We start from the raw sequence: 25,359 nt of genomic DNA on the forward strand, positions 1-25,359 counted from the left end.
TTTTTATCGCTGGACTGACCAACTTATTTTTCGACGAAAGCGCGCTCAATCACATACTCGTGAGGTACACCTGCGCGGGTCTCCTTGAATCCCCAGTCATCGAGGATATTGGTGAGATCCTTCAGCATTGCCGGGCTGCCGCACAGCATAAAGCGATCTTCCTCAACACTCGGCTTGGGCACACCCAGATCGGTGAAAAGCTTTCCGGACAGCATGAGATCAGTCAGGCGGCCAGTATTCCGATAGGGCTCACGGGTCACGGTTGGGTAGTAAAGCAGTTGCTCGCGTACCATCTCGCCAAAGTACTCATGTTCCGGCAATACGTTCTCGATCTGCTCCTGGTAAGCCAGCTCAGAAACATAGCGAACACCGTGAGTAAGGATTACCTGGTCAAAACGCTCGTAGACCGTGGGATCTTTGATGATGCTCATGAAAGGTGCCAAGCCAGTACCCGTGGACAGCAACCACAGGCGTTTGCCCGGCAGCAGGTGGTCCGCCACCAGAGTACCGGTGGGTTTTTGGCTCACGTAGATCTCATCGCCCGGCTTAATCTTCTGCAGGCGGGAGGTCAGGGGGCCATCGGGAACCTTGATACTGAAGAATTCCAACTCGTCTTCGTAGTTGGCACTAGCAATAGAGTAGGCGCGCAGCAGTGGACGGCCATTGTCCTGCTGCAAACCAATCATCGTGAAATGTCCGTTCTCAAAGCGAAAACCCGAATCCCGGGTGGTCTTGAAGCTAAACAGTGTGTCGTTCCAGTGATGGACTTCCAACACCTTCTCTATATTCAATTTGGACATAAACTTAAAACCGGTTATTCCACGAGTCTCTTGATAGTTGAATTTTAGCCCTAGAAGATCTATTGGCAAAGTGGGATATTTCGATATTCCTTATCTATTTTAACGATCAACTGGAGATATCCCTTTGCGCTACACGCTCCGCCAGTTAGAGGTGTTCCTTGCCTGTGCCCATCACGAGAATGTCAGTCGTGCTGCGGAGAGCCTGAGTATGTCCCAGTCCGCAGCCTCCACAGCGCTGAAAGAGTTTGAACAGCAGTTTGAGTTGCGCCTGTTCGAGCGCACCGGTAAGCGATTGCGTCTCAATGAACTGGGACGGCAATTGTGGCCAAGGGCGGAAGAACTCCTGGAGCGAGCCCAGGAACTTGAGCAGACACTGGCCACTCACCGGGAACTGGGAAGCCTGAAGATCGGAGCCACCCTGACCATTGGCAATTACCTGACAGCCAGCGTGATGGCTCGTTATATGGAAGAGCAGCCCGGTACTCAAGTACAACTGGAAGTTGCCAATACCGCAGCGATTGCCGAGAGGGTGCTCAATTTTGAATTAGACCTGGGATTAATTGAAGGAGAGATCAATCACCCGGATTTGGAAATCATTCCCTGGCGCCATGATGAGCTGGTTGTTTTCTGTGCGCCCAACCACCCTCTGGCAAGCCGCAAGCGCCTCGCCGATAAAGACCTGATCGGTGCGACCTGGATCACCCGGGAATCGGGCTCTGGAACACGACAGACTTTTGAAAGAGCCATGGCTGGCATACTCCCCAAGCTTCACATTTTACTTGAGTTACAACATACGGAAGCCATAAAACGAGCTGTAGAGACCGGACTTGGTATTAGCTGCTTATCCAGGGTTTCATTAGCTGAGGCGTTTAAGAGAAACTCCTTAATTGAGCTCCCTGTACCACAGAGAAATTTTCAGCGAGAGTTTTATTTTGCCCTACAGCGGCAAAAATATAGAAGTGCAGGAATTGAACGATGGATTGAGCTGTGTAAACAAGCTTAATTAAAAAAAAGCCACCTCAAGGGTGGCTTCCTAACAACTGGCAACGATATTACTTAATTCGTACCAACTGTGATTTAGCCTCTTCCGGCACTTCGTCAATAGAAGCTATATTTAACCCACCGATCGGAGCAACAGCGGTATTTGACTGCAGAGTAACATGCGCAGACTCTGGCAGTTTCCACATTGCACCAGTTGCTGGGTCAACGATCAACCAGCCAATTAAACCACCAAAAAGAATATTACCGATGTACCAGCCATCCATACCCGCTTCAATCAAAAAGCTCTGTTCATTGTAACCAGCCATTTGGTATTTCACCGTATAGCTTGCAGAAGAAAAGAACCCATTAGATGCAGGCAGGGTAATTGTGTCAGGGGTTACACCACTATGAACATCCAAGCCCGCTTCATTAATGATAGTGAAGTTTGCACCGTTCGGAGTGCTGTTGATAGTTACCGGGTAGGAACTTTCACTCACGATACTTGCACAGCCAGTTACTGTCACCAATCCAGCAACAACAGCCCCCAAAGCGTATTTCTTAAACATATTTACTCCTAGTGTTATATATTTTAATTATCGGTAACTAGCCGATAGGTTGCGCAATTTAACATAGACCTATATTCATCTTACAAAAATTACGCACAATTCTTTCACAATTGAACTGTTAGTCGCTAATATCTAATTAGTACCAAATAGTTCTCCAAAAAAATCCCCTTCATACCAATATGGCCTAGCTTCAGAGTCAGCCACTTCCCTGGCAATCAGGTAGTTCACCTCGGTAAACTGTTTGGCCGCTTCATAGCTAATCTGCTCGTCAGCAGCATCTCCTGGCTTGTGGTATCGCTCACGTAAGAAAGCCATCTGTGCAGCAGTACCATCGATGCTGGAATCTTTGGCCTCCCTTCCAGTAATCAAGTAAATAGAAGGAACTCCGCGACGAACGAAATTATAGTGGTCACTGCGCACGAAGATAACTTCCTCAGGCATGGGGTCGGGACTGAGTTTTAGCCCGGAGCGATTTGCAGCCTGCTCCGCAATTTTCCCCAAAGATGAATGTTCAGCACCGAAAGCAATAATGTCTCGGAATGGATAGAGTAACATGGGCATGTCAAGGTTGATGTTGGCTACGATAGACGCCCGTGGCACTGTGGGGTACTCAGCGAAGTAATCCGATCCCAGCAAACCTTTCTCTTCAGCGGTAACAGCAACGAACAGCAGTGATCTGCGAGGACTCTGACCAGATTCAACAAATAAGCGTGCAGTTTCCAACATAACGGCAATACCGGCCGCATTATCCTGAGCGCCGTAATGAATTTTGCCATCTTCTTTTTTTCCAACATGATCCAGATGTGCGGAGAAAACAACATATTCATCTTTAAGGTGTGGATCATTCCCTGGCAACACCGCCACCACATTGGGGCTGGTTAGGTGCTCATGCTTAGAGCTGCTGATTAATTCTGCACGGTACTCAAGCGTGAAGCCTTTCGGGATCTTTCCTTGCTCAATATCGCTAAAAATACTTTCTAAGCTGCGCTCTGCGCCGTTAAACAGCTTGCTGCCCGCAGCGATACTCAGCATAACTCCCGGGTGCATGCCCGGGATTGCACTACCCGGTATATTGTTCTTTCTCACCCAGTCAAAAGTATCATCAAGGCGATGCTTAGCGTAGTAATCAAATGGGCGGCGCTTCTCCCGCTCAGGCGTATACAGGCGAACATAACCTACAGCACCATGTTTTGCTGCGACTTGACGCTTGGTGCGCGGAGAGGAGTAGTGAGCCCCCACTTCACTGGGCAAGCTCTGCGGGCGCCCGGCAAGTGCAACCACAATCTTTCCCTGCACATCTAGATCGGCATAATCATTAATATCGTAGTCAGGGGCCTCGATACCGTAACCGACAAATATCAACTCAGCGTTGAGTCCCGAGTGTTCACTCAACGTAGAGGGGGATGCGAGGAAGTCCTCACCAAATTGCATGGAGATTTCACTGTCTGAGCCTATCAGGACAAATTTAGGTTCATCCCCGTTCCAGCTGGCGCTACGAAAAGGTACTTCCTGAAAATAGCCTCGCTCTCCCGCTGGGATCAGTCCCATTTTTTTATACTGATCTGCCACATACTGTGCTGCTTGGCGATAACCCTCACTGCCAGTATCACGCCCCTCAAGCTCCGCTGACGCAAGGAAATTGATATCCTGGCGAATGTAATCACTATCTGCTGTGGGACCAGTGTTTTCAAAGCTTGAGGTGGTGCAAGCCACCAGAAGTGCCATAGCCAAGGCACCCAATAGACTCTTTATTCTCATGGGGAGTGTTACTTCTCAGGAAAAAAGCGTGATTGTTGATACGGACAGGTCGAATAGAATTGCGCCACAAACGTTAACATTGAGGTGCCTGCGAACCGTCGAGCAATTACCTATCTTACCACGATCTAGGGCAAACTTAGCCGAGCTATCTAAACAGTATCCTTATAGCAGTTGCTAATTTCGCCTATGCGGCTTTCTCAAAACCGGGGAACACCCGCCCCACCGCACATGCTACTTTTTCGTAGGCATTATCCGCACAAAAATCTCCATGAGCGGCAAGAAAATGCAAAAAAGGCCGTCTTAAGATTTGCTCGAAATCATTCCGCATCCAACACCTTGGATCTTTATCACTTGGTGTCATTCTCGCCCGCCAAGAGGGAGCTATCTGCATGCCCTGACGTATACCTGAAAACCTCAATAGGTTTTTACCAAGCCAATTGCACCCATGCCATGACTGCCAATACTGCAAGGCATCACAACTGACCAGTAGTCCGCCACTAAACGGGAGCCACAATACGGCCTCTGGAAACTGACTTTGGGAAAAGACAATAAATTGCCCCCCCGGTATTGGACAAACACCCTCCTGTCGCAACACCTTATCTGCTTTCGGCGGATAAAAATCTGAGCCGCGCTGTGTCCAAAAGGTAAGATCAAAGTGGTCTCTGTAGTAGAGATCATCACGTCCATGGTGATAGCCAAGCCGTATCGCGTGACTCACACGCCCGAGATCTTTTAACTTTTCCTCCTGCTGTGGACGCAATCTGATGGGATTAATCAAGGTAAGGTGATCCTGCCAGCGAGCGATTCCCATATTGCGATTGATAGTGACCCCCGGCGCTAGTTTGATAGTTCCGGGAACATAAAAAAAATTAGGCAACAGTTGGCGAATCTCACCATGAGGCTCTGTGGGGGGGTAGTTGATACGCACTGGCAGGCTACATATCAGCTATATTGAACTCGATTTCGAATACCGCGCAGAATTTTTACTGCAAATTCCGCGCGCTCATCAGGGACAAAAATGTGGTCACGGTGTAGTGTGGATACCACGCTGGTATCTATTCCAGCCTCCATTAATTCCTGGGCGACCACAGGAATAACCCGCACCGCATCAAGACCAGCCAGGATCTGCAAAGTGATTTGGCGAAAGGGGGCGCTTGCGGCAATATCTAATTGCCGAGCCGAACGTTGAGGCAGTATCACACTCATTCCCTCACCTTCTCGGAAGAAACACAAACTCTCTGACAAAATATCTGTAAACCGACTATCTGAAACCTGACAAAACACATAGATTTCATCGTGCAGCTTGGGATACAAAGTTCTCAATGCTCTCACTACGGATAGATCAGCTTTCATGCTTTCTTTGCCGTCTGGAAGTTTTCTCCAACCTGATTAATACGACCGGTTTCTACACGGTCGCACTGCTTTTGGATCAATCTTTCTGATTAATACCTGTTTTCAGGTGAAAATAGTCCAACTCTAAAACTACTTTTTGTGGGCTCTCTATTACCCGGCAGAGTATTTTAATTTGGAAAAAATAAGATCACGCATTTTTTTAGAATTATTTTCCTAACAGAGCTGGCAGTTTAATAACTAAATATTTTTAAGAGTTTTCCTGAAGCTTAGAGAAGTCGGATTTTAGCTGGTGGAAAGTTAAAAATATATTGATGGGATTAATTCTTATTGAGAGAAGTTGACCCAATGACTGTGAGAAGTTACGGATTTCTCAGCTCTTCACCATCAAATTCCGGTTCATTGGGTGCCGGAGTTGTATCCACTTCCGACGAATCCTGTTCAACCTCCCAGCTCTTCAGCACCGCATCAATATCCTTTTCCAGTCGCACACGGGGAAATTTGGGGCAGGGTGAATCTCTATCTGGATCATGCCATGCGGATAGGGGGGCTACAAAAACTACGTAGGATTTATGCAGGCGATTTCGCCCAATACTCACTTCTGTCCATGTTGTTTGCCAGGCAAACTTTCCCCTTACCGCATAGTCGCTTTCGTAGGATTTTAAAGTGAGAAAATAGGGGTAAATCTTCCCTCGCTTGCAAATAATTCTGCGTCCGGTCTTTATATTGGCCATTTGAGTAAATGGATCAAAATACCAATTAATATCGTATCCAAATACGAATTGCATCTCTCCATTTTGCCTTAAAAAAGCGTAGGATCTCCCAGTGCCATCGGGCTTGAGACTCCAGACATGCCGCGCTTCACCATCGCGGGAAATCAGCCAGGCCCCAACCCATTGACTGGCATCGTAGCGTGATTTTGCATGCCAGCCTTCATTGAGTGTTTTTCGTTTCTCTTCACTGGCATTTGCACTTACGGCAAAAATTAGCAGTGGCAGGAAGAGATAGAATTTTATCCATTCCCACCCACTACTCATCTTTTCCACGCACGGATTAAACAGCGTTCGCACGGAAGTAAACTGCTAGCGACTGACAATATCCGGGCAACTTGCACCGGCCTTGGGGGTTCGCCAATCAGCCAACCGACGCTGAAAGCTCAGAAGTCCACCGCCCGCCTGCAGCCAATGACGGCCATCAATCACTGCAAATAGGAGGGTGGCACGGCTCCAATCTCGAAATGCGACAGAAACAACCCCGCCCTTACAGCGCACCGAGGTTCCCGTTTTAACTCGCACCCGGTCACCATCCAATTGCCAGTTAATGGCAAAACCATGGGTCAATAGGCCTTTGGCATTAAATCCATAGGCATATCCGGAGCCATCGGCATGCAGTTGCCACACTAATTGATCATCGCCTTCACTTACAACCAGCCAATTTCCCGCCCACTTTTGCTGGGCGGACTCCGCCGAGGCCCACATTGGTATCGCTAGGAAAATTGCTGTGACAAATGGAACAACCGGCTTGATAAAATGCCGCTTTGGTAAAAGACGCAAAAACTTCATGCGCTGCCCTACGGTATCGGCCCCAGTGCATTACAGGGGGCGGGTTATTCAAAAGACGACTGGGGAAGTCGCCAATTTTCCTTTCCGATTACGGGGCTAAAGCCTCACTTATCGGCGTGAAAAAACGCTTCGGCGCTATTTTTCACATCCCTCGAAAAGTAAGGCTAGACGCAATTTACAACGGTGGCAGGTTAAACGTTAAAAATATTCAAATTTACGACAAATTCACAAAAAGAATGCCAAGTCATTTTTACCGGTAGTCCAACTATCTGGATTTTGCTTCGGAAAAATTCTTGTCTGCTCTCCACACCCGATACTTTAACTGCACGCCCTGAGGCAGATATATAACCATTGGCAACTTACTGCTATAAGGCAGCATCAAGCCATCACCGCGCACGGTGATAAATCGCCGGGATTCACTGCCTTGGGCACAGACCTTTTGCGTATCTGTGGTCGGGGTCAGGTCGGACAGGACATAGAAGGGGTAACCCCAGCCTGGGAGTATGTCCTTGCGCAATGGGGCGCTAAAGCTTTGCAAGTTGCATTCCGCGACTTGGCTTTTTCCCGGTATCAACTCAACCCTAAAGCGACTTTCATCGACAACCTTGGGCAGCTTGATAACGTGACGTAACTTGCCATCAACCTCCTCTGGAAATGCATCCAGAGGCTCAGAACTGTGGCAATCCAGGGCCAGTAACAACATGAAGGCAGTGGCAACTAATTTTGACATGGTATGGCCTCACTACTGCGCCGGGAAATGGCGGACAAAACTTTTTAAAGTCTAGTTCGCTTTTGTCTTCGCAGTCCCCACCAGAGCAGCGCCCCCAAACCGATTGCCAAAGCAAACAGAGCGGCAGTCCATAGGTATCGCCCCTCCCCCATCGCTGGTGGCTCCAACTTGGAGTGGGCCAGATTGAGATCCGCCCGCAGATTTTGAAACGCGGCAATAACTTCTGTGGAACTGGCACCACCAATCAAGTCACCCCGCAATTGCTGCCACTGGACCTGAAGCTGCTCCACCAGTACCTTGTCACGAACCAGCAGCTCCTGGCGTAACGGCCTATACCCATCACGATAAGCCAGCATTAACTTACCGTATGCCGCTGTTATATCTCCTCCTCGATAGTCCGTCTCCGCCAGCTGCAGCAAGCCAATTGCGCTGATAAGAGGGGGGATCAAAGTGCGTACAAGGTGGGGATTTCCGCGCCACCACATCAATGCTTGTTGCAGAGTTGGATCAAGTTCCGCCGGTTTAGTGGTCGCCATTCCCGGGAGTCCCAGTAAGCCGGGGTAACGGGTCGCCAAGTCGGAAGAGGGTGGTAACTGATTCGCCACTGGAAAAGCAGCGACAGTCACCGCTAATGCCCAGCGCTGTAGGCCGGTCAGATCTCCATCAATGTCGACTGTGTGAATAGAGTCAGTTTCTGGGTCCAGGGTGTTATAAAGATCATAAAGACTGAACCCCGCCATTCTCTCAAGATCATTGAGGGCTGGGCCTTCATTACTACCCTCACCGTCGACACCGTGACAGATGGCACACCGCTGCTGATAAACAGGCATCATAAAACCCGGCGAGGGCAAAGAGTAACTGGGTGACCGCTGCAGCTGATACAAAGCAGCAAGGCGATCGGCGATTGCATTGGCTCGACGGCGCACCTCTGCGCTGGAATCCTTATCCTCAATCGCCTTACGCAAGTCCGAGAGGCTTTTCTGCAAACCCTGCCGACCAGGCCGATCGGGGAGTTGAGTGACCAGACGCAGTACTTCTTCTACCTGTTGCTTCTGTAGCTCATACAGAGGAGTGTCCAGTCGCTGCCCGTTCTCTACAGCGTCGCCGTAGTCTACCGCTATATAGGAGAGAAGATTGCTGGCCTGAGCGGCCACAGTATTGCTGCTTGAAGTGTCCTGGGCTGAAACAGGTGCGATTAAGCCAGCTAGGAGGGTAAACAGTAAAATCCATTTGAATCCCATTAGTGGCTTCCGGATCGGGCAAGGTTGATCGATGTTAGGAGCCTCTCGACAGATTGCGGGGCACCTTTCTTAGGGTAGAAATAAAAAACCCCGCTCGAGGCGGGGTTTCTTCAATCGGAAAGCTTAGCCGCGATCCGCTCGCTCTTTGGCAATCAGGTAATCCGCCACTTGCAGCATCAGCTCCTGGCCATTGCTCTTACCTTTATATCCGGGGAAGGAGGAACTGATGCGGTATTTACCCGCAACAACAACTTCCGGGGTACCAGTCATTTTGTAAGCGCGCTGATTGGCCATACCTTGCTTAACTTTGCTGTTGATAGCGAAGGAATTCATCAGCTTCGCAGCTTTGGCACCATCTTCACCATGCTTGTTAAACAGAGCCTCGATAGCCTTTAAGTCAGGCACCCAGTTGCGACCTTCGCGGACAGCCAGCATCTGGCGCTGAGTGTAGATGGTGTTAAAGATAGGCGTGTGCATCTTTTCCAGAACACCCATGGAATCTGCTACGTAGTAAAGACGAGCGTGTACATCCATAACCGGCTGCCAAATTGCTGGCAATTTCAGCAGCGCAACATCGCTGGGCATCTTTTCTTTCCAGCGCTCCAGAGTTGGCTCAAAAGTGAAGCAGTGGGCACAGCCGTACCAGAACATCTCAGTCACTTCGATCTTGTCGTTGCTCTTTTGTGGTACAGCCTGCGGCAATACTTCATAGTGCTGGCCCGCTTTGAACTCGCCACTTTCCTGGGCGCAGGCAACGAGGCTGAACATTACAGCAAAAACCATCGTGATCGGGGCGAGAAATGCTCTCATAAGTCTTCTCCAACTTTTATTTAGTGGTGCGAACGCCATCTAGCGGCGGGCTGTCGAGCCACTGAGGACACAATAGACAACGCAGATTATTTAAGTTCCCGGACCCTCGTGCAAGGAAACACTGCAAAAACTGCCTAGTACGTCTATGGAAAGCGGCTTTATGCTCAGGCGACAGGCACAAAAAAGGCCGGTTACAGACCGGCCTCAGTGTACTCAAACCCTGTGACTATTAGTCAGTCAGGCCTGCGATATAGTTGGCCAGCGCCTTGATCTCTGCATCGGAGAGTTGCTTGGCCACGGTGCGCATAGTGCGAACTTCACCGTCATTGTTGCGGGTACCCGCACGGAATGCTTTCAGCTGGGCTTCAATGTACTCTGGATACTGACCGCCCAGACGAGGGTAACCGGCCGGCGCATTGCCCAGTCCAGCTGGTGAGTGGCATCCCATACAGGCAGGAACACCAGTCTCCATATTGCCACCACGGTAGATTTTACGTCCAAGCATCAGGCCGTCAACGTTCTCACCGTTGTTTAGCATCACGGAAATAGCCTCAGATCCGGTCAGCTGCATTGGCTGCGAGGCAAAGTAAGCGGCGATATCCTGCAGGTCCTGATCGTTGAAGTTGTCCAACTGACCGATCATTTGCGGCACATCGCGGGCCTTTTTACCGTCAGGTGTACCTTTAATATCTTTAAGCTGCTTATACAGATATTTTTCGCCGAGTCCGGCAATCTTTGGAAAAGCTGGAGCAATACTGTTACCGTCTGCACCGTGGCAGGCTGCACATTGAGCGGCTTTTGCCTTGCCCGCAGCAGCGTCGCCCGCAGCCAGCGCCAAGGGCACGGCGCCCAAGCCGAAAACTAAACCGAGTGCCAGAGCAGTGTTCTTGATAATGCTGTTCATACGTCGTCCCGTTGCGCGCTGAGAGATGGCGTTTCGCACCGCCCCCGATAGTCCTGCGACGCGAAAACGGCGGCATTATATACTTGCGCGCCAAGCGAGTGTACCGAATAAACAGACTTATACGATGTCAAATTCAGAATTTAAAGCCCAACCACCAAAACTGAACTACCGTTCCATACAATTTCTCACCAGTGCCCCCACCCTGACTGAGTGTCCGGAGGACTTTGGTGCCGAGGTGGCCTTTGCCGGTCGCTCCAATGCGGGGAAGTCCAGTGCCATCAATGCGCTCACGGAAAACAACAAGTTGGCGCGTACCTCTAAAACACCGGGACGCACCCAGTTGATCAACTTCTTTCGCCTCTCCGACCAGCAGCGCCTGGTGGATCTGCCTGGCTATGGCTTTGCCAAGGTCGCCCGCAGTATGAAAGATGAGTGGCAGCGCCATCTGGCCACCTACCTTGAGAAGCGAGAGTGCCTGCGTGGACTCGTGTTACTAATGGACATTCGCCAACCCCTCAAGGAGTTCGATCTACATATGCTCACCTGGGCAGTAGAGGCCGAGCTCCCAGTGCACATCCTACTAACCAAGGCCGACAAGTTGAAGAACGGTCCAGCCAACAACACTCGCTTTGCCGTAGAGAAGACCCTCAAGGAGCAGGGACTCAATCACGGGGTCACTCTGCAGATCTTCTCATCGACCAAAAAAACAGGCCTGGACAAACTCGAGCGCAAGCTCAATGAGTGGCTGGAAATCCCAGAGGAAGCCGCACCCACCGACGATTGAACGAGCTGGGAGCCCGGGGGCAGCGCCCCCCGAGCAACACAAGCACTTCAATTTTTCTCACACCGGAGAAAATTCCTAAAAGTGAACTCCGGGCACACCAGTTGCCGCTGCTTTGCGCTTCTGTTCGGGGATCAGGGAGCGAAGCAGTACCCGGTGCAGCCGTCGGCGTGCCCCCGGAGTTAAACAATGCAATTCCTCTGCATGTAAGTACCTCTGCGCGAGAAGAGCGGCAAGGGTTTCTTCGTGTATGGCAATCGTCAGCAGACGGGAATTGCCATTGGCATTCATCTTTTCATTCCCCTCAGTGCACTCTGTTTCCGCCATTGATACAGGCGGATATTCTGGCTGTGGAGAACTCGCGTACCTGCTGCTGTGTCTCTCCGGGGTAGAGTGAACTGATGCAATCCGCCGCAACCCTTTGCTTATGGCTATCGCCCAACTCGCGGGCGAGTACTGAGCTGGCGCCGGCAAGTATGTAGTTTCGAAGTTTTTCATCACCCAGCTCCCGGTAGGCAGCCATTAACCAGATAGCGCTTTCACTAAAACGCGTTGCCGAAATGGCATAAGTTGGCCACTGCTTTTCCAGAAGAAAGCTGGCCAGATCGAAGGCGCATCCCAAATAAGGTATTGCTTCGGCGTAATTGCACTCTTCAAGCAAAAGCTTGCCGCGCTCAATCCAATCGAGCCACGCCTTTTCCGCACGATCCGTGTCAGCGGTCAACCATTGGCGATGGTTGGCACACAAGTAACGTAAATTCACCGATAACCCCCCATATTTGATTTAACTTAAAGATAATGCGAACCATTATCATTTGCAAGCGCATTAACAGCCAACTTTTGCTTTCTGCTGTGATGGCGTCATTTACTGAAATAAAAAAAGCCGGCAGATGGGGGCTGCCGGCTAGGGGACAGTGCCCTTGGGGTGGGGCACTTGTCAGACGCACCCAGGGGGACGGGTACGCCTGAGGGTTCTTTTCATCCCAATATTTCTTTACCTGCTTCGATATTAGGCTGAACTTTCATGCTTCCCAAGCGCATGTTTGAGCCTTTAGGTTAGCCCTACGCCATGCCCCCAAAATCGATTATGCCGGAAGTGGATAACAGGCAATGTAACCGTGGGACCCAGGGGTAACTGTGAAAAACCTCTGCGGGAGTCTTGGGGAGATCCAATCTAAGGGCCTGCTCGCCGCATACGAAAACTTAAACTAGCTGAGCGGCTCACCAAACGATTTAAGCGCTTAATTCAAAAAGGAAAGGACAGGTGCCCCGATGGATGAAATTACATAAATTCACGAAAGACATAAAAAAACCCCGGAGTTGGGGACCATCCGGGGTAGAAAAAGCTAAACGCTTTGGGGTTAGGGAGCAACAATGAACTGATTACTTGGATAGGCTCTCAAGCCCGATGGTTCCCGCTCCTTTGGTAAATAAGTGTAAACAAAATACGTGTTTTGGCGCCTCATACGTTCTTCTAAGTAAAGGCGGTCGATTTTTATCAAATTGTTAACTCAGCCACTGGCCCATTGCTGTGCAGGCGGCGAATACAATCTGCAATCAACGGCGCACAATCTATCCACTCACAGTTTCCTCGCAGCTGCGACTGAGGTAGAGAATTAGTCACCACAATTGATTCCACCGGCAAGCGCGCCATTGCTGTATGGGCATCGCGACTAAATTGTCCGTGGACACAAAACACCAAAATCCGCCTCGCTCCCGCTTTTATCACCGCGTCCACTGCCCGTGTAACTGTGTGGCCAGTAGCAAGTAAGTCATCGACGATAATGACCGTGGCATCCTTAACTTCCCCAATCAAAGTTCCCCCACTCAACAGAGCACCGCTGCGATACTTCTCCACAAATGCGCTAGCCACCGGCACCCCCAACTGATCCCCAAGGGCCAAACGGAATTTTTCCGCACGCTTTATCCCTCCTTCATCTGGAGACAAAACAACCAGGGGACCGGGGTCTCCGGACAGACGCATTCGCGCCACTTCAATCAACAGGGGGTTGGAAACCAGGTGAACGGTGCGACAGCGGAATGCGTTCTCAAAGGCCGCCAGGGAGTGAACATCCATAGTCACGACTACATCCACTCCGGCGGCTTCCAGAAAACTGGCCAGATAGCGACTCGGCAGGGGGTCGCGCAATTTGGTTCGCCGCTCTTTTCGTGCATAGCAAAGGTAGGGGATGACCGCAGTCACTCTCGCGGCACCGGCATCGCGAAGCGCCCCAATGAAAAACAGGCAGCGCATAAGTTTCTGGTCAACACAGCTGCTGGTATCGGTGTAAAGGGATTGGACCAGAAAAACATCCGCCCCTTCCACATCATCCAGTGGCCGAACTTTGTGTTCGCCATCATCGAATTGACGCTCTTCATGGCGAGATACCGGTTCACCGAGACTCGCGGCGACACGTCCTGCGAAGTCTGCTCCCACATCGAGACTGAATAACTTAATGCGGCTCATAAGCTCAGTACCCTGCCTGGCGCCTCACACTCGCTAAGCGCCTTGCCCACGTTTTAATAGAAGTATGGACAGTGGAATTTAGGATCTGGAGTACTGCGGGTGTTGCAGTTGTTGCGGCTTGGGTAGATAGGGAGGGTCAGGGCTGAAAGACAGGCAAAAAAATGCCCCGGACTTGGGGGAGTACCGGGGCAAACATCTGACTTCCTTGGGGGATGATGACGCATTCCAACGATCTTGCCTTTTTAGAGGGGCTGTCGCCGGAACAGTTCCACGGAATTTCAAAAAGATTGTAAAAACGCCTAACAAAACACAAAAATTGGCATTTTATTCATCCGTACCAACAAGAGTGCGCCAAATCATTCCGAGCAGCGCGCCCTACCCTCAATTCTTAGATGGTTTCTTCAGTCAAATTAGTGCGCCTGATCCCAATCTCGGCCCTGTCCCAGATCCACAATCAGGGGAACGTGGAGTTCTGCCGCGCCTTGCATCAATTCAATAATGCCATCGGCCACAATTTCGACCTCACCCTTGGGTACTTCAAGAACCAATTCATCGTGTACTTGCATAATCATCCGGGTCGCCAGCTTCTTCTCCCTGAGCCAGCTGTCTACAGCGATCATGGCCCGCTTGATAATATCGGCGGCAGTGCCCTGCATTGGCGCATTAATTGCGGTCCGCTCTGCTGCTTGGCGCTGCATGCCATTGCGTGAGTTAATTTCCGGCAGATAGAGACGGCGTCCAAACAGGGTTTCCACATAGCCCTTTTCTGCGGCCTGTGCACGGGTATCCTCCATATAGCGCAATACACCCGGGTAGCGCTCAAAGTAACGGTCGATATAAGTTTGGGCGTCAGCCCGGGGGATATCCAACTGCTTGGCCAGGCCAAAAGCCGACATGCCGTAAATCAAACCAAAGTTGATCGCTTTGGCCCGCCGGCGCTGCTCATCAGTCACCTTCTCCTGAGCTACTTCAAAGACTTCTGCCGCCGTCGCGCGGTGAATATCTGCGCCTTGAGCAAATGCATCCACCAACCCTTTGTCCCCAGACAGGTGAGCCATAATACGCAGCTCAATTTGGGAGTAGTCCGCAGCGATGATCTCACTGCCACCATTGATTCTTGGGTCAACGGTGAAGGCCCGACGAATACGGCGCCCCTCCTCTGTACGAATAGGAATGTTCTGTAAGTTAGGGTCACTGGAGGACAGGCGCCCGGTAGCCGCTACTGCCTGGTGATAAGAGGTATGTACACGACCGCTACCCGGGTCGATCATCTTTGGCAGTTTATCGGTGTAGGTATTCTTCAGTTTGGCCAGGCCGCGATACTGCATTATCAGTGCGGGCAGCTCGTGGTTGTGGGCCAATTCCTGCAATACAGCCTCAGCGGTAGAGGGCGCACCTTTGGGGGTCTTCTTGATCACTGGAATCTGCAGCTTTTCAAACAGGATCGCCCCCAGCTGCTTGGTGGAGCCCAGATTGAACTCTTCGCCGGCTACTTCGTAAGACTGCTGTTCCAGCTCTCGCATTCGCTGCTCAAGTTCAGCACTCTGCTCCGCCAACATCTTGGCATCGATATAAGCACCGTTACGCTCCATACGGGCCAGAACTGGTAGCAGGGGCATCTCAATTTCATCGAGTACTTTTACCAGAGTTGGCTCTCGCTCCAGACGCGCACTCAACTCATTGTGGAGACGCAGGGTGATATCTGCATCTTCAGCCGCATAGGGGCCCGCTTTGTCCAGCTCGATCTGGTTAAAAGTCAGCTGTTTGGCGCCTTTACCGGCAATATCCTCGAAGTGAACCGTGTTCTCCCCCAGATACTTGAGTGCGAGACTGTCCATATCGTGGCGACTGCCAGTGCTGTCCAGAACATAGGACTCCAACATGGTATCCCGTGCAATGCCGCGCAATTCAATATCGTAGTTGGCCAGGATATGACTGTCGTACTTCAGGTTCTGCCCCACCTTCTTCTGCTGTGGATCTTCCAGCAGGGGTTTGAGTTTGGCCAGTACTTCGTCAAACGGCAGTTGCTCTGGTGCACCCATATAGTCGTGGGCCAGGGGAACATAGGCTGCACGATAGGGCTCCACCGCGAAGGACACCCCCACTAATTTTGCCTGCATATAATTGAGGCTGGTGGTTTCCGTGTCGAAGGCAAAGATGTCTGAACTCTTCAGTTGTTCCAGCCAGGCATCGAACTCCGACATTTCTGTGATGATGACGTAATCGCGCTCAACGGCTTCCGCCATGGCTTCTTCAGCCTCTTCACTGGTTAGCTCTTCTAACCAGCCGCGAAATTCATTCTGCGTGAATAGCTCAACCAGTGCCTCTGTATTGGGCTCTGAATTGTGCAGTTCCTGGGGGTGATAAGGCATCTCCACATCGGTTTTGATAGTGGCGAGCTTATAGGAGAGTTCTGCCGCCTCGCGGTGCTCCGCCATCTTTTTGCCGAGGGTTTTTGAGCCACGGAACCCCAGCGGTGCAATGGCATCCAGGTCGGAATAAATGGTCTCCAAGCCTCCCAGATTCTGTAACAGTGCCAGAGCGGTTTTCTCGCCCACACCAGGAACTCCGGGAATATTGTCTGATTTATCTCCCATCAGGGCGAGAAAATCGATAATCAGTTCTGGACCTACACCAAATTTCTTAGTCACGCCCTCGCTGTCCATTTCGGTATTGGACATGGTGTTAACCAAGGTAACGCCCGGACGCACCAGCTGCGCCATGTCTTTGTCGCCGGTGGAGATTATGACTTGCTGCCCCTGACTCTGGGCCTCCAGCGCCAGGGTGCCAATCACATCATCAGCTTCAACACCGTCGACCACCAAGCGCGGCAATCCCATAGCGTCGATGATGTCGTGAATGGGCTGAATCTGCTCACGCAAGTCATCTGGCATAGGAGGGCGGTGGGATTTGTATTCGGCAAACATCTCATCGCGAAAAGTCTTGCCCTTGGCATCAAAAACAACCACTACAGGACTGCCTGGATGCTCCTTGAGGTGGCGGCGCAGCATACTAATCACACCGCGCACCGCACCAGTAGGCTTACCCTGGCTGGTGGTCAATGGCGGCAGCGCATGAAAAGCGCGATAAAGGTAGGAGGAACCATCCACCAAAATCAACGGGGCGGCTGAGGTGTTTTGTTTACTCATAGACGATGAATTCTTGCTTGCTTAGTTTGGCGTTCAGGACGCGCGGCAGGCCGATAGGATAACGCCCTTCGCTCTGTTTTTCCGCTTACTGATTCTTTCCCGCCAGACACCGTAGGCAACCTCTGCACAAAAGCCCACTCGACTTACCCCGCCGATTAAAACTATCGGCGCATCGATCTCACCAAATCCCCAGGCTTGGCTAGTCTTGCCGGTAGCGACCTTATGCGTTCGCTACTCCCCGGAAATCAAATTGTCGCAGGCTGCCCCCAGGCAGTCAGGGATCTTTTATTTCCAAAAAACTGTGCCACCCGATGTTGAAGGAAGGATTCGAAAGATGAGAGGAGTGATGCGTGCCACCCTGTTGTTTGCCGCAAGTATCTTTGCCATTTCGGCAAGTGCCGGCTCGGATTGCAGTGGAGAGCATACCGCTGAAGCCGAGGCGACTGATGAAATACACTCACAGCAGACTGAGGTAGAAGGCCATGAGTTAATACTCAGGCAGGCTATCCGCGAGAGAGAAAATGATTTGCTGGAGAGGCAAAAACAGCAGCTGGAGAAACTGCAAAAACAAGCGGAAAGAGATGCTGCCCGGGTAGAGAAATTACAGCAAATAACCAATCGTTCCTAGAAGCCACCCTACCAGATCCCGCCCCCTCCCTGGGTAGGCGGGATACTTGGTGCCCTCAAGGAGCCTCTGATTTATCCTTGTTGCGGTCGGGAACCTGACTCAAGCAAGTGCGGGCTTGAGACAAGAGGGACTCTATCAATTCCTTGTAATCAGCATTTTCACTCAACTGATCTCCCAGCAGATCCAAAGCGGCGTAACGCAGCCCCAAATTTTCTGCCAACTGTTGATCTCGTTCATTAGCCGGCATGTCTCCAAATAGACAGCCGTCGCCAATCTGTGACAAATCCAGCATTGCCTTGGCACCATAGCCCCCGCCACTGCCGTCGCCCAGGGCGTGGGTTTTCACTCCTGCAGAACCAAAAAAGTGACCATAGGCATCGTGCGTAACAACGATGGGAACTTCACGATACCCGTACAAGGCCCGATCGAGTACTTTCTGCAAGTTGGCCATCGAACTGGAAAACTGCCGTGCACGCCCCATAAACAATTCCGCCTGCTGCGGCTGTAATTGCGCCAGGCGCTCAGCGATCTGCGCCGCAGCTATTGCCGCATTGCGGGGACGCAACCAGAGATGGGGGTCGGTAACACTGGCACCCTCATATTCAAGGGTCTCTATATCCAGCAGCTGCATTTGCCGGCCTGCTGGTAACAGCGCTGCCTGTTTTGCCAACACCCCCTCCATTTGCGGCCCCAGCCACACCAATAGTAGGGCGCGCTCAAGTGCAGCCCGATCGGAAACCGTAGGGGCATAATGGTGAGGATCTGCTCCCTCAACTAGCACCCGAACAGGAATATCCTCACCGGTTATTTCCCGGGCGATCAGGGCTAAAGGGCGCACGCTGACGACCAGCTCTCCACCACTGTCGGATTCCGGTTTGCTACAAGCCGGGAGAAAGAGCCCGAATAGAAGCACCGTGGAGATTGTAAAAAGACGTTTGAAGGGATACATCAGAGACATTAGGCGGCGAAAAATTGCGATATAATCACAACCAGCGCCAAGCTGCCAGCCTGGTTGTCCATATCCGGTAAAGAAGGTATGGAAGCAAACATCTTAAAGACTTCCCTGCGGAGATTGAATTCTGAATCCACCCCAGCCGCTTATCACAGCTGACAATATCGCCCTTCAGGTGGGCGGCAGGCAGTTACTTAAAGATATTACAGTCGAATTGTCCCAGGGGGAGATTGTCACCTTAATAGGCCCAAATGGAGCCGGCAAAACCACTCTCCTGCGCCTTCTGCTGGGGCTCAGCCAGCCGACCCAGGGCCGCGTGTGGCGACAAACTGGGTTACGTATTGGCTATATGCCCCAGCGGCTTCATATCGATAGCTCAATGCCCATGTCAGTTGAACGCTTCTTGCAACTTGGCCAACCGGCCATAAAGCCCGAGCAAGCGCAGTCGGCATTGGACAGGGTGGGCGCAGGGCAGCTTAGAGGCGCCTCTCTGGCAAATCTATCCGGTGGAGAAATGCAGCGGGTCTTACTCGCTCGTGCCGCATCGCGCAAACCTCAGCTGCTGGTCCTCGATGAACCCACTCAGGGAGTCGATATCGGTGGTCAAAGTGAGTTGTACCAGTTAATTGCCACTCTGCGCGACGAGCTCGGCTGCGGTGTGTTACTGGTTTCCCACGACCTTCATTTAGTTATGGCTGCAACCGACCGGGTCCTTTGTTTGAACCAGCATATCTGTTGTCACGGACACCCGGAGCAAGTAAGCCGCCACCCTGCCTATCTGGAATTATTTGGGGACAAGGTCGCCCCCTATACCCACCAACATAACCACCAACATAAATTAAGTGGAGATATTGCGCCCGCAAGCAGCTGCAATCATCAACACACTCACACAAATACTAAAAACAAAGAGCAAAAATAAGTGGTTGATTTCGGCGAATTACTGCACAGCCAATTTCTCTGGTACGCCCTCGCCGCCGGCCTTATGGTCGCTATTGTCAGCGGCCCTTTGGGCTGCTTCGCCGTGTGGCGACGCATGGCCTATTTCGGCGACACCCTGGCTCACTCAGCCCTTCTTGGAGTGACGCTGGGTTTTGTACTACAGATTATGCCAACGGTGGCCGTCGGTATTACTTGCTGTGTACTGGCACTGCTGCTGATGTATTTACAGCAGCGCCAAAAGCTCGCTGTAGATACCTTGCTGGGCATATTGTCCCACTCCATGCTGGCACTGGGGATTGTCACCGTCAGTTTCTTTAAGATTAAGGTGGATCTCTTATCTCTGTTGCTGGGAGATTTACTCGCGGTCAGTGGCCAGGATCTGGTACTAATGGCCATTGCCGCCGCCACAATCCTGGGACTGCTTTATTTCCTGTGGGAACAGTTACTGGCTTTCACCCTGCATGAGGAATTAGCTTCAGTGGAAGGTGTCCCTATCGAGCGATTACGAATCGCTCTGATGTTGATGCTGGCAATACTGATCGCGATTGCAATGAAAGTTGTCGGGGTTCTGTTAATTACCGCCCTGCTGATTATTCCCGCAGCTACCGCGCGAAAACTGTCGCATACTCCGGAGCGTATGGCAGTACTGGCCTCATTGCTGGGATGCTTAGCGGTAGCACTCGGCCTTCTTGCCTCTATCTTGTGGAATACACCCGCGGGTCCGTCCATTGTTCTGGCCGCAGCACTGTTTTTCCTCACTTCACAACTGCGAGCCAGCTAAAGGTGGGCCGCAGGTTAATTTCATCCTAATTTGTTGTTCGATACCTACATTTGTCGCAAAATGTCGCTTAAATACACCTATTAATGGGATTTCTGTCACCGTTCATCGCAATAAGCTGATGGTTAGCCTCTAGCCAATTGTGTCAGTTTTCTGTCGTTGCTAGTGTTGCCCGACGACCAGCCGTATTAGGCCAGTCACGGATAATGACAAGAAAATGGACGCACAACGATATGGAAAAATTCACTCTCCGTCGCAATCTGTTGGCCTCTGCCATTTTGGCCGCGGCCGCTTCAACAACTCCACAGGCTCTCTTCGCTGCCGAGGAAGGTGCTATTGAAGAGATCACCGTTGTCGGCTCCCGCATTAGCCGCAACTCTGAATTTGAAAATGCTACCCCGATCCAGGTAATGGACCGCGAAAGCATCGAGAGATCCGGTTATACCAATCTGCAGCAGTTGTTTGAGAAAAATCCCGCCGCCGGTAACGGCACCTTCTCCACCCGCGGCAACAACCAGGATTCCACCGCCAACGGCGCAGCTGCGGTGAGTTTGCGCGGTATGGGTGCCGATGCCACGCTGGTATTGGTTAATGGCCGCCGTGTTGCTATCAGTTCCTTTGCCGAGGGGGTAACCACCAACTTCGTGGATATCAACAGTGTTCCGTTGGCCGCTGTTGAACGTGTGGAAGTTTTGAAGGATGGTGCCTCCGCCATTTACGGCTCTGATGCGGTAGCCGGTGTGGTCAATCTGGTACTGCGCAAAGATTTCGAAGGCACTGAAGTTTCTATGGACTACGGCAGTGCAGATGGCTATGACGAGCAGTCTTTCTCGGCTGTTTGGGGCATCAATGGGGAAAACTCCAATTTCACCGTTATTTTTGATCATCATAAAAATAGCCGCCTAGCAAGCACCGAACGTAGCGGCTTGGGTACGGCCAACCAGTCCGGTAATGGCGGCCTGGACCTTCGTTCAGGTCGTGGTTTTCCGGGAAGTTTCATCCTGCCAGGGGCCTCTAAAACAATTGAAGATCCTAACTGTCCAGAAGATCGCATAAAAGTAACCGATAATGGCAATGTATGTGTTTACGATTACGGTCCTTGGACACTACTTACTCCCGAAGCGGAACGTACCGGGTTAATTATGCTTGGTCATAAGCAGTTAAATGAGGACATAGAGTTTTTCAGTGAGATCGCTGTGCAACATAATACTTCTGTAGCCCAAGGTGCCCCAACACCCCTAGATGCTGATGCAGGGCTTTATGTACTGGCCGATCACCCCAACAATCCCTTTGGCGAAGATGTCGATATCGCCTTTTACCGCACTGTAGATGCTGGGGCACGCCAATGGGATATAGAAACCGACAACCTACGTGGTGTTTTCGGCCTGCGAGGTTCTATCGCCGATTGGGATTGGGAGACATCCATTCAACGCTCACGTAGCGAATCAGAACAAACCGGCAATAAATCCCAAGGTTGGGTACGCACCGACCTATTGCAAGAACAGATTAATGCTGGCAATTACAATCCCTTTGGCGGCGTACAAAATCCGGACTCTGTGATTGATGCCATCACCACCAATCTGGTCCGCCAGGGTAAGTCTGATCTAACAAGCTACAATTTCTCAATCAATGGTGATTTATTTGATACCTCCAATGGCACCATTGCTATGGCTGCTGGCTTGGAATACCGTGAGGAAAAAGCCTCCGATATCCCCGACGATCAATTCCAGCGTGGCCTCATTTTTGGTACTGAGTCTGTATCAGCCAGCGCCAGCCGTGATATCTCTTCGGCTTATGTCGAAGTAGCCATCCCTCTTCCCGCTAAGTTCGACCTCACATTGGCCGCTCGCTACGACGATTACAGCGATTTTGGCAGCACCACTAATCCCATGGCCAAGCTGTTGTGGACTGCCACTGAGCAACTATCCTTACGCGCCTCCTGGGGCACCGGTTTTCGTGCGCCATCATTGGCGCAAATAGGGCTTGGCGACTCACAAGAATCAAAATTTTTGACAGACTATTATGGCTGTGAAGCCAATGGCATAGATATTAAAGATTGCACTAAGCTCGATTACACAATTATTTACTCTCAAAACCCGGATTTAGAGGCAGAGGAATCTGAGTCCTTCAACGTAGGTGCCGTTTACGAGCCTATTGAGAACCTGCGTCTTTCCCTCGACTACTGGAATATCACCCAGGAAGGAAAGATCGATGACATTCCATATACCGGCATCTATAGTCTTCATTGTAACGATCAAGACAGCACCGTCTGCCGACGCAATGAACCACTTGCAGGCCAATCTTTAGGACAGCTGCAATCCCTGCTTAGTAGCTACACCAATATTGGCGAACAAGACGTGTCTGGTGTCGACCTTAGCGCTGTATACAGTGGGTTGGAACTAGCCAGTGGAGAGTTAAACCTACGTTTGGATTATTCCTATTTAACTGAGTTTGAGCGTGTGGAACTCAACTTAAACGGTGATGCACTTATGACCCATGATTTAGCAGGGAAATACGAGTATCCACAGCACCGTTGGAATGCCACAGCTGATTGGAGCTTTGATACCTTCGGTATAAGTGCCTTGCTCAGCTATATCGGTGAATTTGAGGATACCCCAAATATCTATGGAAACCTCGATTATGGTGATAATGCTTATCGCACAGTGGATTCATTCCTCACTTTAGGTATACAGGCTCGATATACCGGCTTTGAAAATATGGTTTTAAGTCTCGGCGCCGACAATGTCTTCGACGAAGAGCCACCTTTCGCTGTCGGTGACCAGGATGGAGACCTTTATGGTTATGTTCAGTCACAACACGACCCTCGTGGTCGCTTTATCTATGGCAAGATGACTTATAGCTTCTAATCACTATAAGTAGATCAGCACATAAAAAAGGGGAAGCGGTAAGCTTCCCCTTTTCAATTTTCGCCGCTTTGCTTTTTCAGCCGCTATTTATTTGTTCTCTATATTCTGTCTAGCCTTCTTTGCAGCAGCCTCTAGGGAAATTCTCTGTTTAGCCAATTCCAGTCCCGCTTTACGAAACTCATGGATACCCAGCATAATACCGATCAATTCAAACAGTGAGACTGCTATCCCAATAAAAAGCAAGTAAGACTCTGGCACAGTTAGTTCCTGCGGGCCAATAGAGCCGTCACTTTGAAATAGATACCCAAAGTGAGCACGGTTGGAACCCAAAGGGCGGTAAATATGCCCTGCTCCTTATAGCCGCTAAACCATAAACCGGCGGATAATACCAGTGAAACTAAAACTGCCAACAAGATAAAGAAATCTGACGCCTTCAACACCTAGCAAGCCCTCTAATCTTCATCGAACTCCCAAAATCCTATTGCAGCCATCAGTAATCCAAGCACGGTGAGGGCCGCAGGAATTCGCAATCCCAATACGCCAAAAATATCTAACATTGAGGGAATAAAGGGAATAAAACCCAAAATTCCCCACAGAAAGAATACACCGGCAATCGACAACCCAGTCCAACCCACCATCAATCGTACTTTCTTAGATCGAAAATAACCGGCCAAAAGCATTTTCTGCATTAATAATACAAAACAAACGGGCTTTGCCCGTTTGAACATTATTGACAGAATAGTGCAGCCTCAGCTGGTTAGAGGAGTGTGAGTCTCATCCTTTATTGCGCTTGGCGTAATCTTCATTAGCTTGCCAAACTCTAACTAAATTTCCGCCTAGAATTTTTTTAATGTCCTGCTTGCTATACCCACGCTTTAGCAGGCCTTCAACCAAATTAGGATATTGAGAGACGTCTTTTAAGCCGACGGGCAAGCTATCTCCGACACCGTCAAAATCCGATCCAATGCCTATATGATCCACTCCCACTAAATCACGAATATGGTCGAAATGATCAAGAACATCTTCCAAATCTGCATAAATGAACTTCTCAGTTGAAAGCTTATCGGAGTACTCCTCAACTTCTTTACTATCTTTGGATAGACCCTTTTCTTTAGCAAATTTCTCAACCTGATCAGTTATTTCACGATATGAATTCAGTGAATCACCACTAATAAAAGTAGAGCCAAAATTCACCATGATGATACCGCCGTTGTCAGCCAACGCCTTTATCATTTCATCATTCATATTTCGTTCAAATCCCGGCGTAAAATGCCTTGCCGAAGAGTGTGAAGCGATAACAGGAACAGCGGATAAATCAACAACTTGCCAAAAAGCTGCATCTGATACGTGGGAAATATCGATCATTACTCCCATCCGATTCATCTCTCGTACCAAGCGCTTTCCGAATGCACTCAAGCCTTCCCAGGGCCTGTTTTTATCATACGAGGAATCAGAGATATGATTGCTCTTTGAGTGGGCTAAGGTAATGTACTTCACCCCTCTATCAGAGAAATACTTTAAATTGGCAAGATCTCCCTCAATAGGAGCTCCGTTCTCTATACCCAAAGGTAAGGAAATTAAGCCGGCATCGACTTGCTTTTGTAGATCATTTATTGACTTAGGTATTGCAAACTTATCCGGGTGCTGTTTGACCATTGCCTCCACTTTATCAATCAAAGTATCTGCATACGATTTGGCAATACCCTCGTCCTCCTTTTCTGCAGGGACATAAATAGACATAAAGGGGGCATTTAGTCCACCTGCTTTAGCTCGAGGGTAATCAAAGTCTCCCTTATCCGTGCTAAGTCCAACATCTTCTTCAGCTTGTTCGAGACGATAGGGAACATCTACATGTCCATCAACAATCAAATACTCTTGAACCAGCTCTTGAGCCAGATCTTTACCTTCACCTGCAAATACAGGGTTGCAAGTTAGTGCACATAATGTCCCAACTAAAAAATAATTTTTCAAATGACAATCTCCCTATTTGTATGAATATATCTGCAAAATTCACGATAGATGATGTTCATCTAGAGCCACATTTCTTAAATACATTAATTTAATTCGTTAATCCACAAAGATTAAATCGTTGTCTT

25 protein-coding genes are annotated in these 25,359 nt (G+C 50.2%); 6 read left to right on the top strand and 19 right to left on the bottom strand.

The annotated features are described in order from the left end of the window. Positions 1–23: 23 nt before the first annotated feature. Positions 24–800 carry a ferredoxin--NADP reductase gene (locus ACJJI6_RS16315; RefSeq protein WP_445359247.1) on the bottom strand — a complete coding sequence of 259 codons (777 nt, stop codon included), beginning with the start codon at positions 798–800 and terminating at the stop codon, positions 24–26. Positions 801–924: 124 nt separating this feature from the next. On the opposite strand from ACJJI6_RS16315, the gene ACJJI6_RS16320 reads away from it, so the two are divergent. After that, positions 925–1,803 carry a LysR family transcriptional regulator gene (locus ACJJI6_RS16320; RefSeq protein ID WP_445355314.1) on the top strand — a complete coding sequence of 293 codons (879 nt, stop codon included), beginning with the start codon at positions 925–927 and terminating at the stop codon, positions 1,801–1,803. Between the two features lie 49 nt (positions 1,804–1,852). Here ACJJI6_RS16320 and ACJJI6_RS16325 read toward each other — a convergent pair whose 3' ends face one another. The 10 genes from ACJJI6_RS16325 to ACJJI6_RS16370 all read right to left on the bottom strand — a co-directional run bounded on the left by ACJJI6_RS16325 (position 1,853) and on the right by ACJJI6_RS16370 (position 10,702). Beyond that, complete coding sequence (locus tag ACJJI6_RS16325; RefSeq protein ID WP_444895551.1) at positions 1,853–2,347, bottom strand: hypothetical protein; 495 nt, start codon at positions 2,345–2,347, stop codon at positions 1,853–1,855. A gap of 132 nt (positions 2,348–2,479) precedes the next feature. After that, positions 2,480–4,105 (bottom strand): M28 family metallopeptidase, encoded by a 1,626-nt coding sequence (locus tag ACJJI6_RS16330; RefSeq protein WP_445359245.1) that lies wholly within the window; start codon positions 4,103–4,105, stop codon positions 2,480–2,482. A gap of 184 nt (positions 4,106–4,289) precedes the next feature. Then, positions 4,290–5,033, bottom strand: coding sequence for a hypothetical protein (locus ACJJI6_RS16335; protein ID WP_445359244.1), 744 nt, complete (start codon positions 5,031–5,033; stop codon positions 4,290–4,292). A gap of 14 nt (positions 5,034–5,047) precedes the next feature. Continuing rightward, the gene (locus ACJJI6_RS16340; protein ID WP_444911866.1) at positions 5,048–5,458 is read right to left on the bottom strand and encodes an ACT domain-containing protein; all 411 of its coding nucleotides are present in this window, start codon (positions 5,456–5,458) and stop codon (positions 5,048–5,050) included. A 359-nt stretch (positions 5,459–5,817) separates the two neighbouring features. Next, on the bottom strand, positions 5,818–6,492 hold the full coding sequence (locus ACJJI6_RS16345) for a hypothetical protein (RefSeq protein ID WP_445362921.1): 675 nt from the start codon (positions 6,490–6,492) through the stop codon (positions 5,818–5,820). A 45-nt stretch (positions 6,493–6,537) separates the two neighbouring features. Continuing rightward, positions 6,538–7,017, bottom strand: a complete 480-nt coding sequence (locus ACJJI6_RS16350) for a hypothetical protein (RefSeq protein WP_282930498.1) — start codon at positions 7,015–7,017, stop codon at positions 6,538–6,540. 265 nt (positions 7,018–7,282) lie between these two features. Further along, on the bottom strand, positions 7,283–7,747 hold the full coding sequence (locus tag ACJJI6_RS16355; RefSeq protein WP_282930499.1) for an ecotin family protein: 465 nt from the start codon (positions 7,745–7,747) through the stop codon (positions 7,283–7,285). 44 nt (positions 7,748–7,791) lie between these two features. Then, a complete protein-coding gene (locus ACJJI6_RS16360; RefSeq protein WP_475711264.1) occupies positions 7,792–8,988 on the bottom strand; it encodes a biotin/lipoyl attachment domain-containing protein in 1,197 nt (398 codons plus the stop codon). Positions 8,989–9,111: 123 nt separating this feature from the next. Continuing rightward, a complete protein-coding gene (locus ACJJI6_RS16365; protein ID WP_413663932.1) occupies positions 9,112–9,798 on the bottom strand; it encodes a thiol:disulfide interchange protein DsbA/DsbL in 687 nt (228 codons plus the stop codon). Positions 9,799–10,027: 229 nt separating this feature from the next. Further along, positions 10,028–10,702, bottom strand: a complete 675-nt coding sequence (locus ACJJI6_RS16370; RefSeq protein WP_282930502.1) for a c-type cytochrome — start codon at positions 10,700–10,702, stop codon at positions 10,028–10,030. A 124-nt stretch (positions 10,703–10,826) separates the two neighbouring features. Between ACJJI6_RS16370 and yihA the strand changes: the two genes are divergently transcribed. Further along, positions 10,827–11,486 carry a ribosome biogenesis GTP-binding protein YihA/YsxC gene (yihA, locus tag ACJJI6_RS16375; protein WP_444895556.1) on the top strand — a complete coding sequence of 220 codons (660 nt, stop codon included), beginning with the start codon at positions 10,827–10,829 and terminating at the stop codon, positions 11,484–11,486. Between the two features lie 75 nt (positions 11,487–11,561). On the opposite strand, the gene ACJJI6_RS16380 is transcribed toward yihA, so the two are convergent. The 4 genes from ACJJI6_RS16380 to polA form a co-directional block, all read right to left on the bottom strand. After that, the gene (locus tag ACJJI6_RS16380) at positions 11,562–11,774 is read right to left on the bottom strand and encodes a hypothetical protein (protein WP_444911863.1); all 213 of its coding nucleotides are present in this window, start codon (positions 11,772–11,774) and stop codon (positions 11,562–11,564) included. A gap of 13 nt (positions 11,775–11,787) precedes the next feature. Continuing rightward, on the bottom strand, positions 11,788–12,246 hold the full coding sequence (locus ACJJI6_RS16385) for a hypothetical protein (protein WP_413663928.1): 459 nt from the start codon (positions 12,244–12,246) through the stop codon (positions 11,788–11,790). Between the two features lie 735 nt (positions 12,247–12,981). Beyond that, positions 12,982–13,950: a ribose-phosphate diphosphokinase gene (locus ACJJI6_RS16390; RefSeq protein WP_413663927.1), complete on the bottom strand. Its 969-nt coding sequence runs from the start codon at positions 13,948–13,950 to the stop codon at positions 12,982–12,984. A gap of 410 nt (positions 13,951–14,360) precedes the next feature. Next, a complete protein-coding gene (gene polA / locus ACJJI6_RS16395) occupies positions 14,361–17,099 on the bottom strand; it encodes a DNA polymerase I (protein ID WP_475711266.1) in 2,739 nt (912 codons plus the stop codon). Between the two features lie 334 nt (positions 17,100–17,433). Between polA and ACJJI6_RS16400 the strand changes: the two genes are divergently transcribed. Then, complete coding sequence (locus ACJJI6_RS16400; protein WP_444911862.1) at positions 17,434–17,727, top strand: hypothetical protein; 294 nt, start codon at positions 17,434–17,436, stop codon at positions 17,725–17,727. A 55-nt stretch (positions 17,728–17,782) separates the two neighbouring features. Here ACJJI6_RS16400 and ACJJI6_RS16405 read toward each other — a convergent pair whose 3' ends face one another. Then, positions 17,783–18,685, bottom strand: a complete 903-nt coding sequence (locus ACJJI6_RS16405) for a metal ABC transporter substrate-binding protein (RefSeq protein ID WP_475711267.1) — start codon at positions 18,683–18,685, stop codon at positions 17,783–17,785. Between the two features lie 121 nt (positions 18,686–18,806). On the opposite strand from ACJJI6_RS16405, the gene znuC reads away from it, so the two are divergent. From znuC to ACJJI6_RS16420, 3 genes are all read left to right on the top strand, one after another. Continuing rightward, on the top strand, positions 18,807–19,598 hold the full coding sequence (gene znuC, locus ACJJI6_RS16410) for a zinc ABC transporter ATP-binding protein ZnuC (RefSeq protein ID WP_445362025.1): 792 nt from the start codon (positions 18,807–18,809) through the stop codon (positions 19,596–19,598). Continuing rightward, positions 19,599–20,399: an iron chelate uptake ABC transporter family permease subunit gene (locus ACJJI6_RS16415; RefSeq protein ID WP_475711269.1), complete on the top strand. Its 801-nt coding sequence runs from the start codon at positions 19,599–19,601 to the stop codon at positions 20,397–20,399. It begins immediately after the preceding gene. Between the two features lie 230 nt (positions 20,400–20,629). Further along, positions 20,630–23,263, top strand: a complete 2,634-nt coding sequence (locus tag ACJJI6_RS16420; RefSeq protein WP_475711271.1) for a TonB-dependent receptor — start codon at positions 20,630–20,632, stop codon at positions 23,261–23,263. 87 nt (positions 23,264–23,350) lie between these two features. Here the strand turns inward: ACJJI6_RS16420 and ACJJI6_RS16425 are convergent, their stop codons facing one another. From ACJJI6_RS16425 to ACJJI6_RS16435, 3 genes are all read right to left on the bottom strand, one after another. Then, a complete protein-coding gene (locus tag ACJJI6_RS16425; protein ID WP_444895562.1) occupies positions 23,351–23,521 on the bottom strand; it encodes a hypothetical protein in 171 nt (56 codons plus the stop codon). A 194-nt stretch (positions 23,522–23,715) separates the two neighbouring features. Beyond that, positions 23,716–23,952 (bottom strand): hypothetical protein, encoded by a 237-nt coding sequence (locus ACJJI6_RS16430; protein ID WP_444895563.1) that lies wholly within the window; start codon positions 23,950–23,952, stop codon positions 23,716–23,718. 85 nt (positions 23,953–24,037) lie between these two features. Then, positions 24,038–25,234, bottom strand: coding sequence for a dipeptidase (locus ACJJI6_RS16435; RefSeq protein ID WP_475711273.1), 1,197 nt, complete (start codon positions 25,232–25,234; stop codon positions 24,038–24,040). Positions 25,235–25,359: the final 125 nt, after the last annotated feature.

The sequence above is a fragment of the Microbulbifer maximicatervae (SeqCode) genome, assembly GCF_056232625.1.

Excerpts from the sequence above, each read along its gene's own strand:
- ACJJI6_RS16315 (WP_445359247.1), bottom strand. The coding sequence starts at position 800 with ATGTCCAAATTGAATATAGAGAAGGTGTTGGAAGTCCATCACTGGAAC.
- ACJJI6_RS16325 (WP_444895551.1), bottom strand. The coding sequence starts at position 2,347 with ATGTTTAAGAAATACGCTTTGGGGGCTGTTGTTGCTGGATTGGTGACA.
- ACJJI6_RS16330 (WP_445359245.1), bottom strand. The coding sequence starts at position 4,105 with ATGAGAATAAAGAGTCTATTGGGTGCCTTGGCTATGGCACTTCTGGTG.
- ACJJI6_RS16340 (WP_444911866.1), bottom strand. The coding sequence starts at position 5,458 with ATGAAAGCTGATCTATCCGTAGTGAGAGCATTGAGAACTTTGTATCCC.
- ACJJI6_RS16345 (WP_445362921.1), bottom strand. The coding sequence starts at position 6,492 with ATGAGTAGTGGGTGGGAATGGATAAAATTCTATCTCTTCCTGCCACTG.
- ACJJI6_RS16350 (WP_282930498.1), bottom strand. The coding sequence starts at position 7,017 with ATGAAGTTTTTGCGTCTTTTACCAAAGCGGCATTTTATCAAGCCGGTT.
- ACJJI6_RS16355 (WP_282930499.1), bottom strand. The coding sequence starts at position 7,747 with ATGTCAAAATTAGTTGCCACTGCCTTCATGTTGTTACTGGCCCTGGAT.
- ACJJI6_RS16360 (WP_475711264.1), bottom strand. The coding sequence starts at position 8,988 with ATGGGATTCAAATGGATTTTACTGTTTACCCTCCTAGCTGGCTTAATC.
- ACJJI6_RS16365 (WP_413663932.1), bottom strand. The coding sequence starts at position 9,798 with ATGAGAGCATTTCTCGCCCCGATCACGATGGTTTTTGCTGTAATGTTC.
- ACJJI6_RS16370 (WP_282930502.1), bottom strand. The coding sequence starts at position 10,702 with ATGAACAGCATTATCAAGAACACTGCTCTGGCACTCGGTTTAGTTTTC.
- yihA (WP_444895556.1), top strand. The coding sequence starts at position 10,827 with ATGTCAAATTCAGAATTTAAAGCCCAACCACCAAAACTGAACTACCGT.
- ACJJI6_RS16380 (WP_444911863.1), bottom strand. The coding sequence starts at position 11,774 with ATGAATGCCAATGGCAATTCCCGTCTGCTGACGATTGCCATACACGAA.
- ACJJI6_RS16390 (WP_413663927.1), bottom strand. The coding sequence starts at position 13,950 with ATGAGCCGCATTAAGTTATTCAGTCTCGATGTGGGAGCAGACTTCGCA.
- polA (WP_475711266.1), bottom strand. The coding sequence starts at position 17,099 with ATGAGTAAACAAAACACCTCAGCCGCCCCGTTGATTTTGGTGGATGGT.
- ACJJI6_RS16400 (WP_444911862.1), top strand. The coding sequence starts at position 17,434 with ATGAGAGGAGTGATGCGTGCCACCCTGTTGTTTGCCGCAAGTATCTTT.
- ACJJI6_RS16405 (WP_475711267.1), bottom strand. The coding sequence starts at position 18,685 with ATGTCTCTGATGTATCCCTTCAAACGTCTTTTTACAATCTCCACGGTG.
- ACJJI6_RS16420 (WP_475711271.1), top strand. The coding sequence starts at position 20,630 with ATGGAAAAATTCACTCTCCGTCGCAATCTGTTGGCCTCTGCCATTTTG.
- ACJJI6_RS16430 (WP_444895563.1), bottom strand. The coding sequence starts at position 23,952 with ATGCAGAAAATGCTTTTGGCCGGTTATTTTCGATCTAAGAAAGTACGA.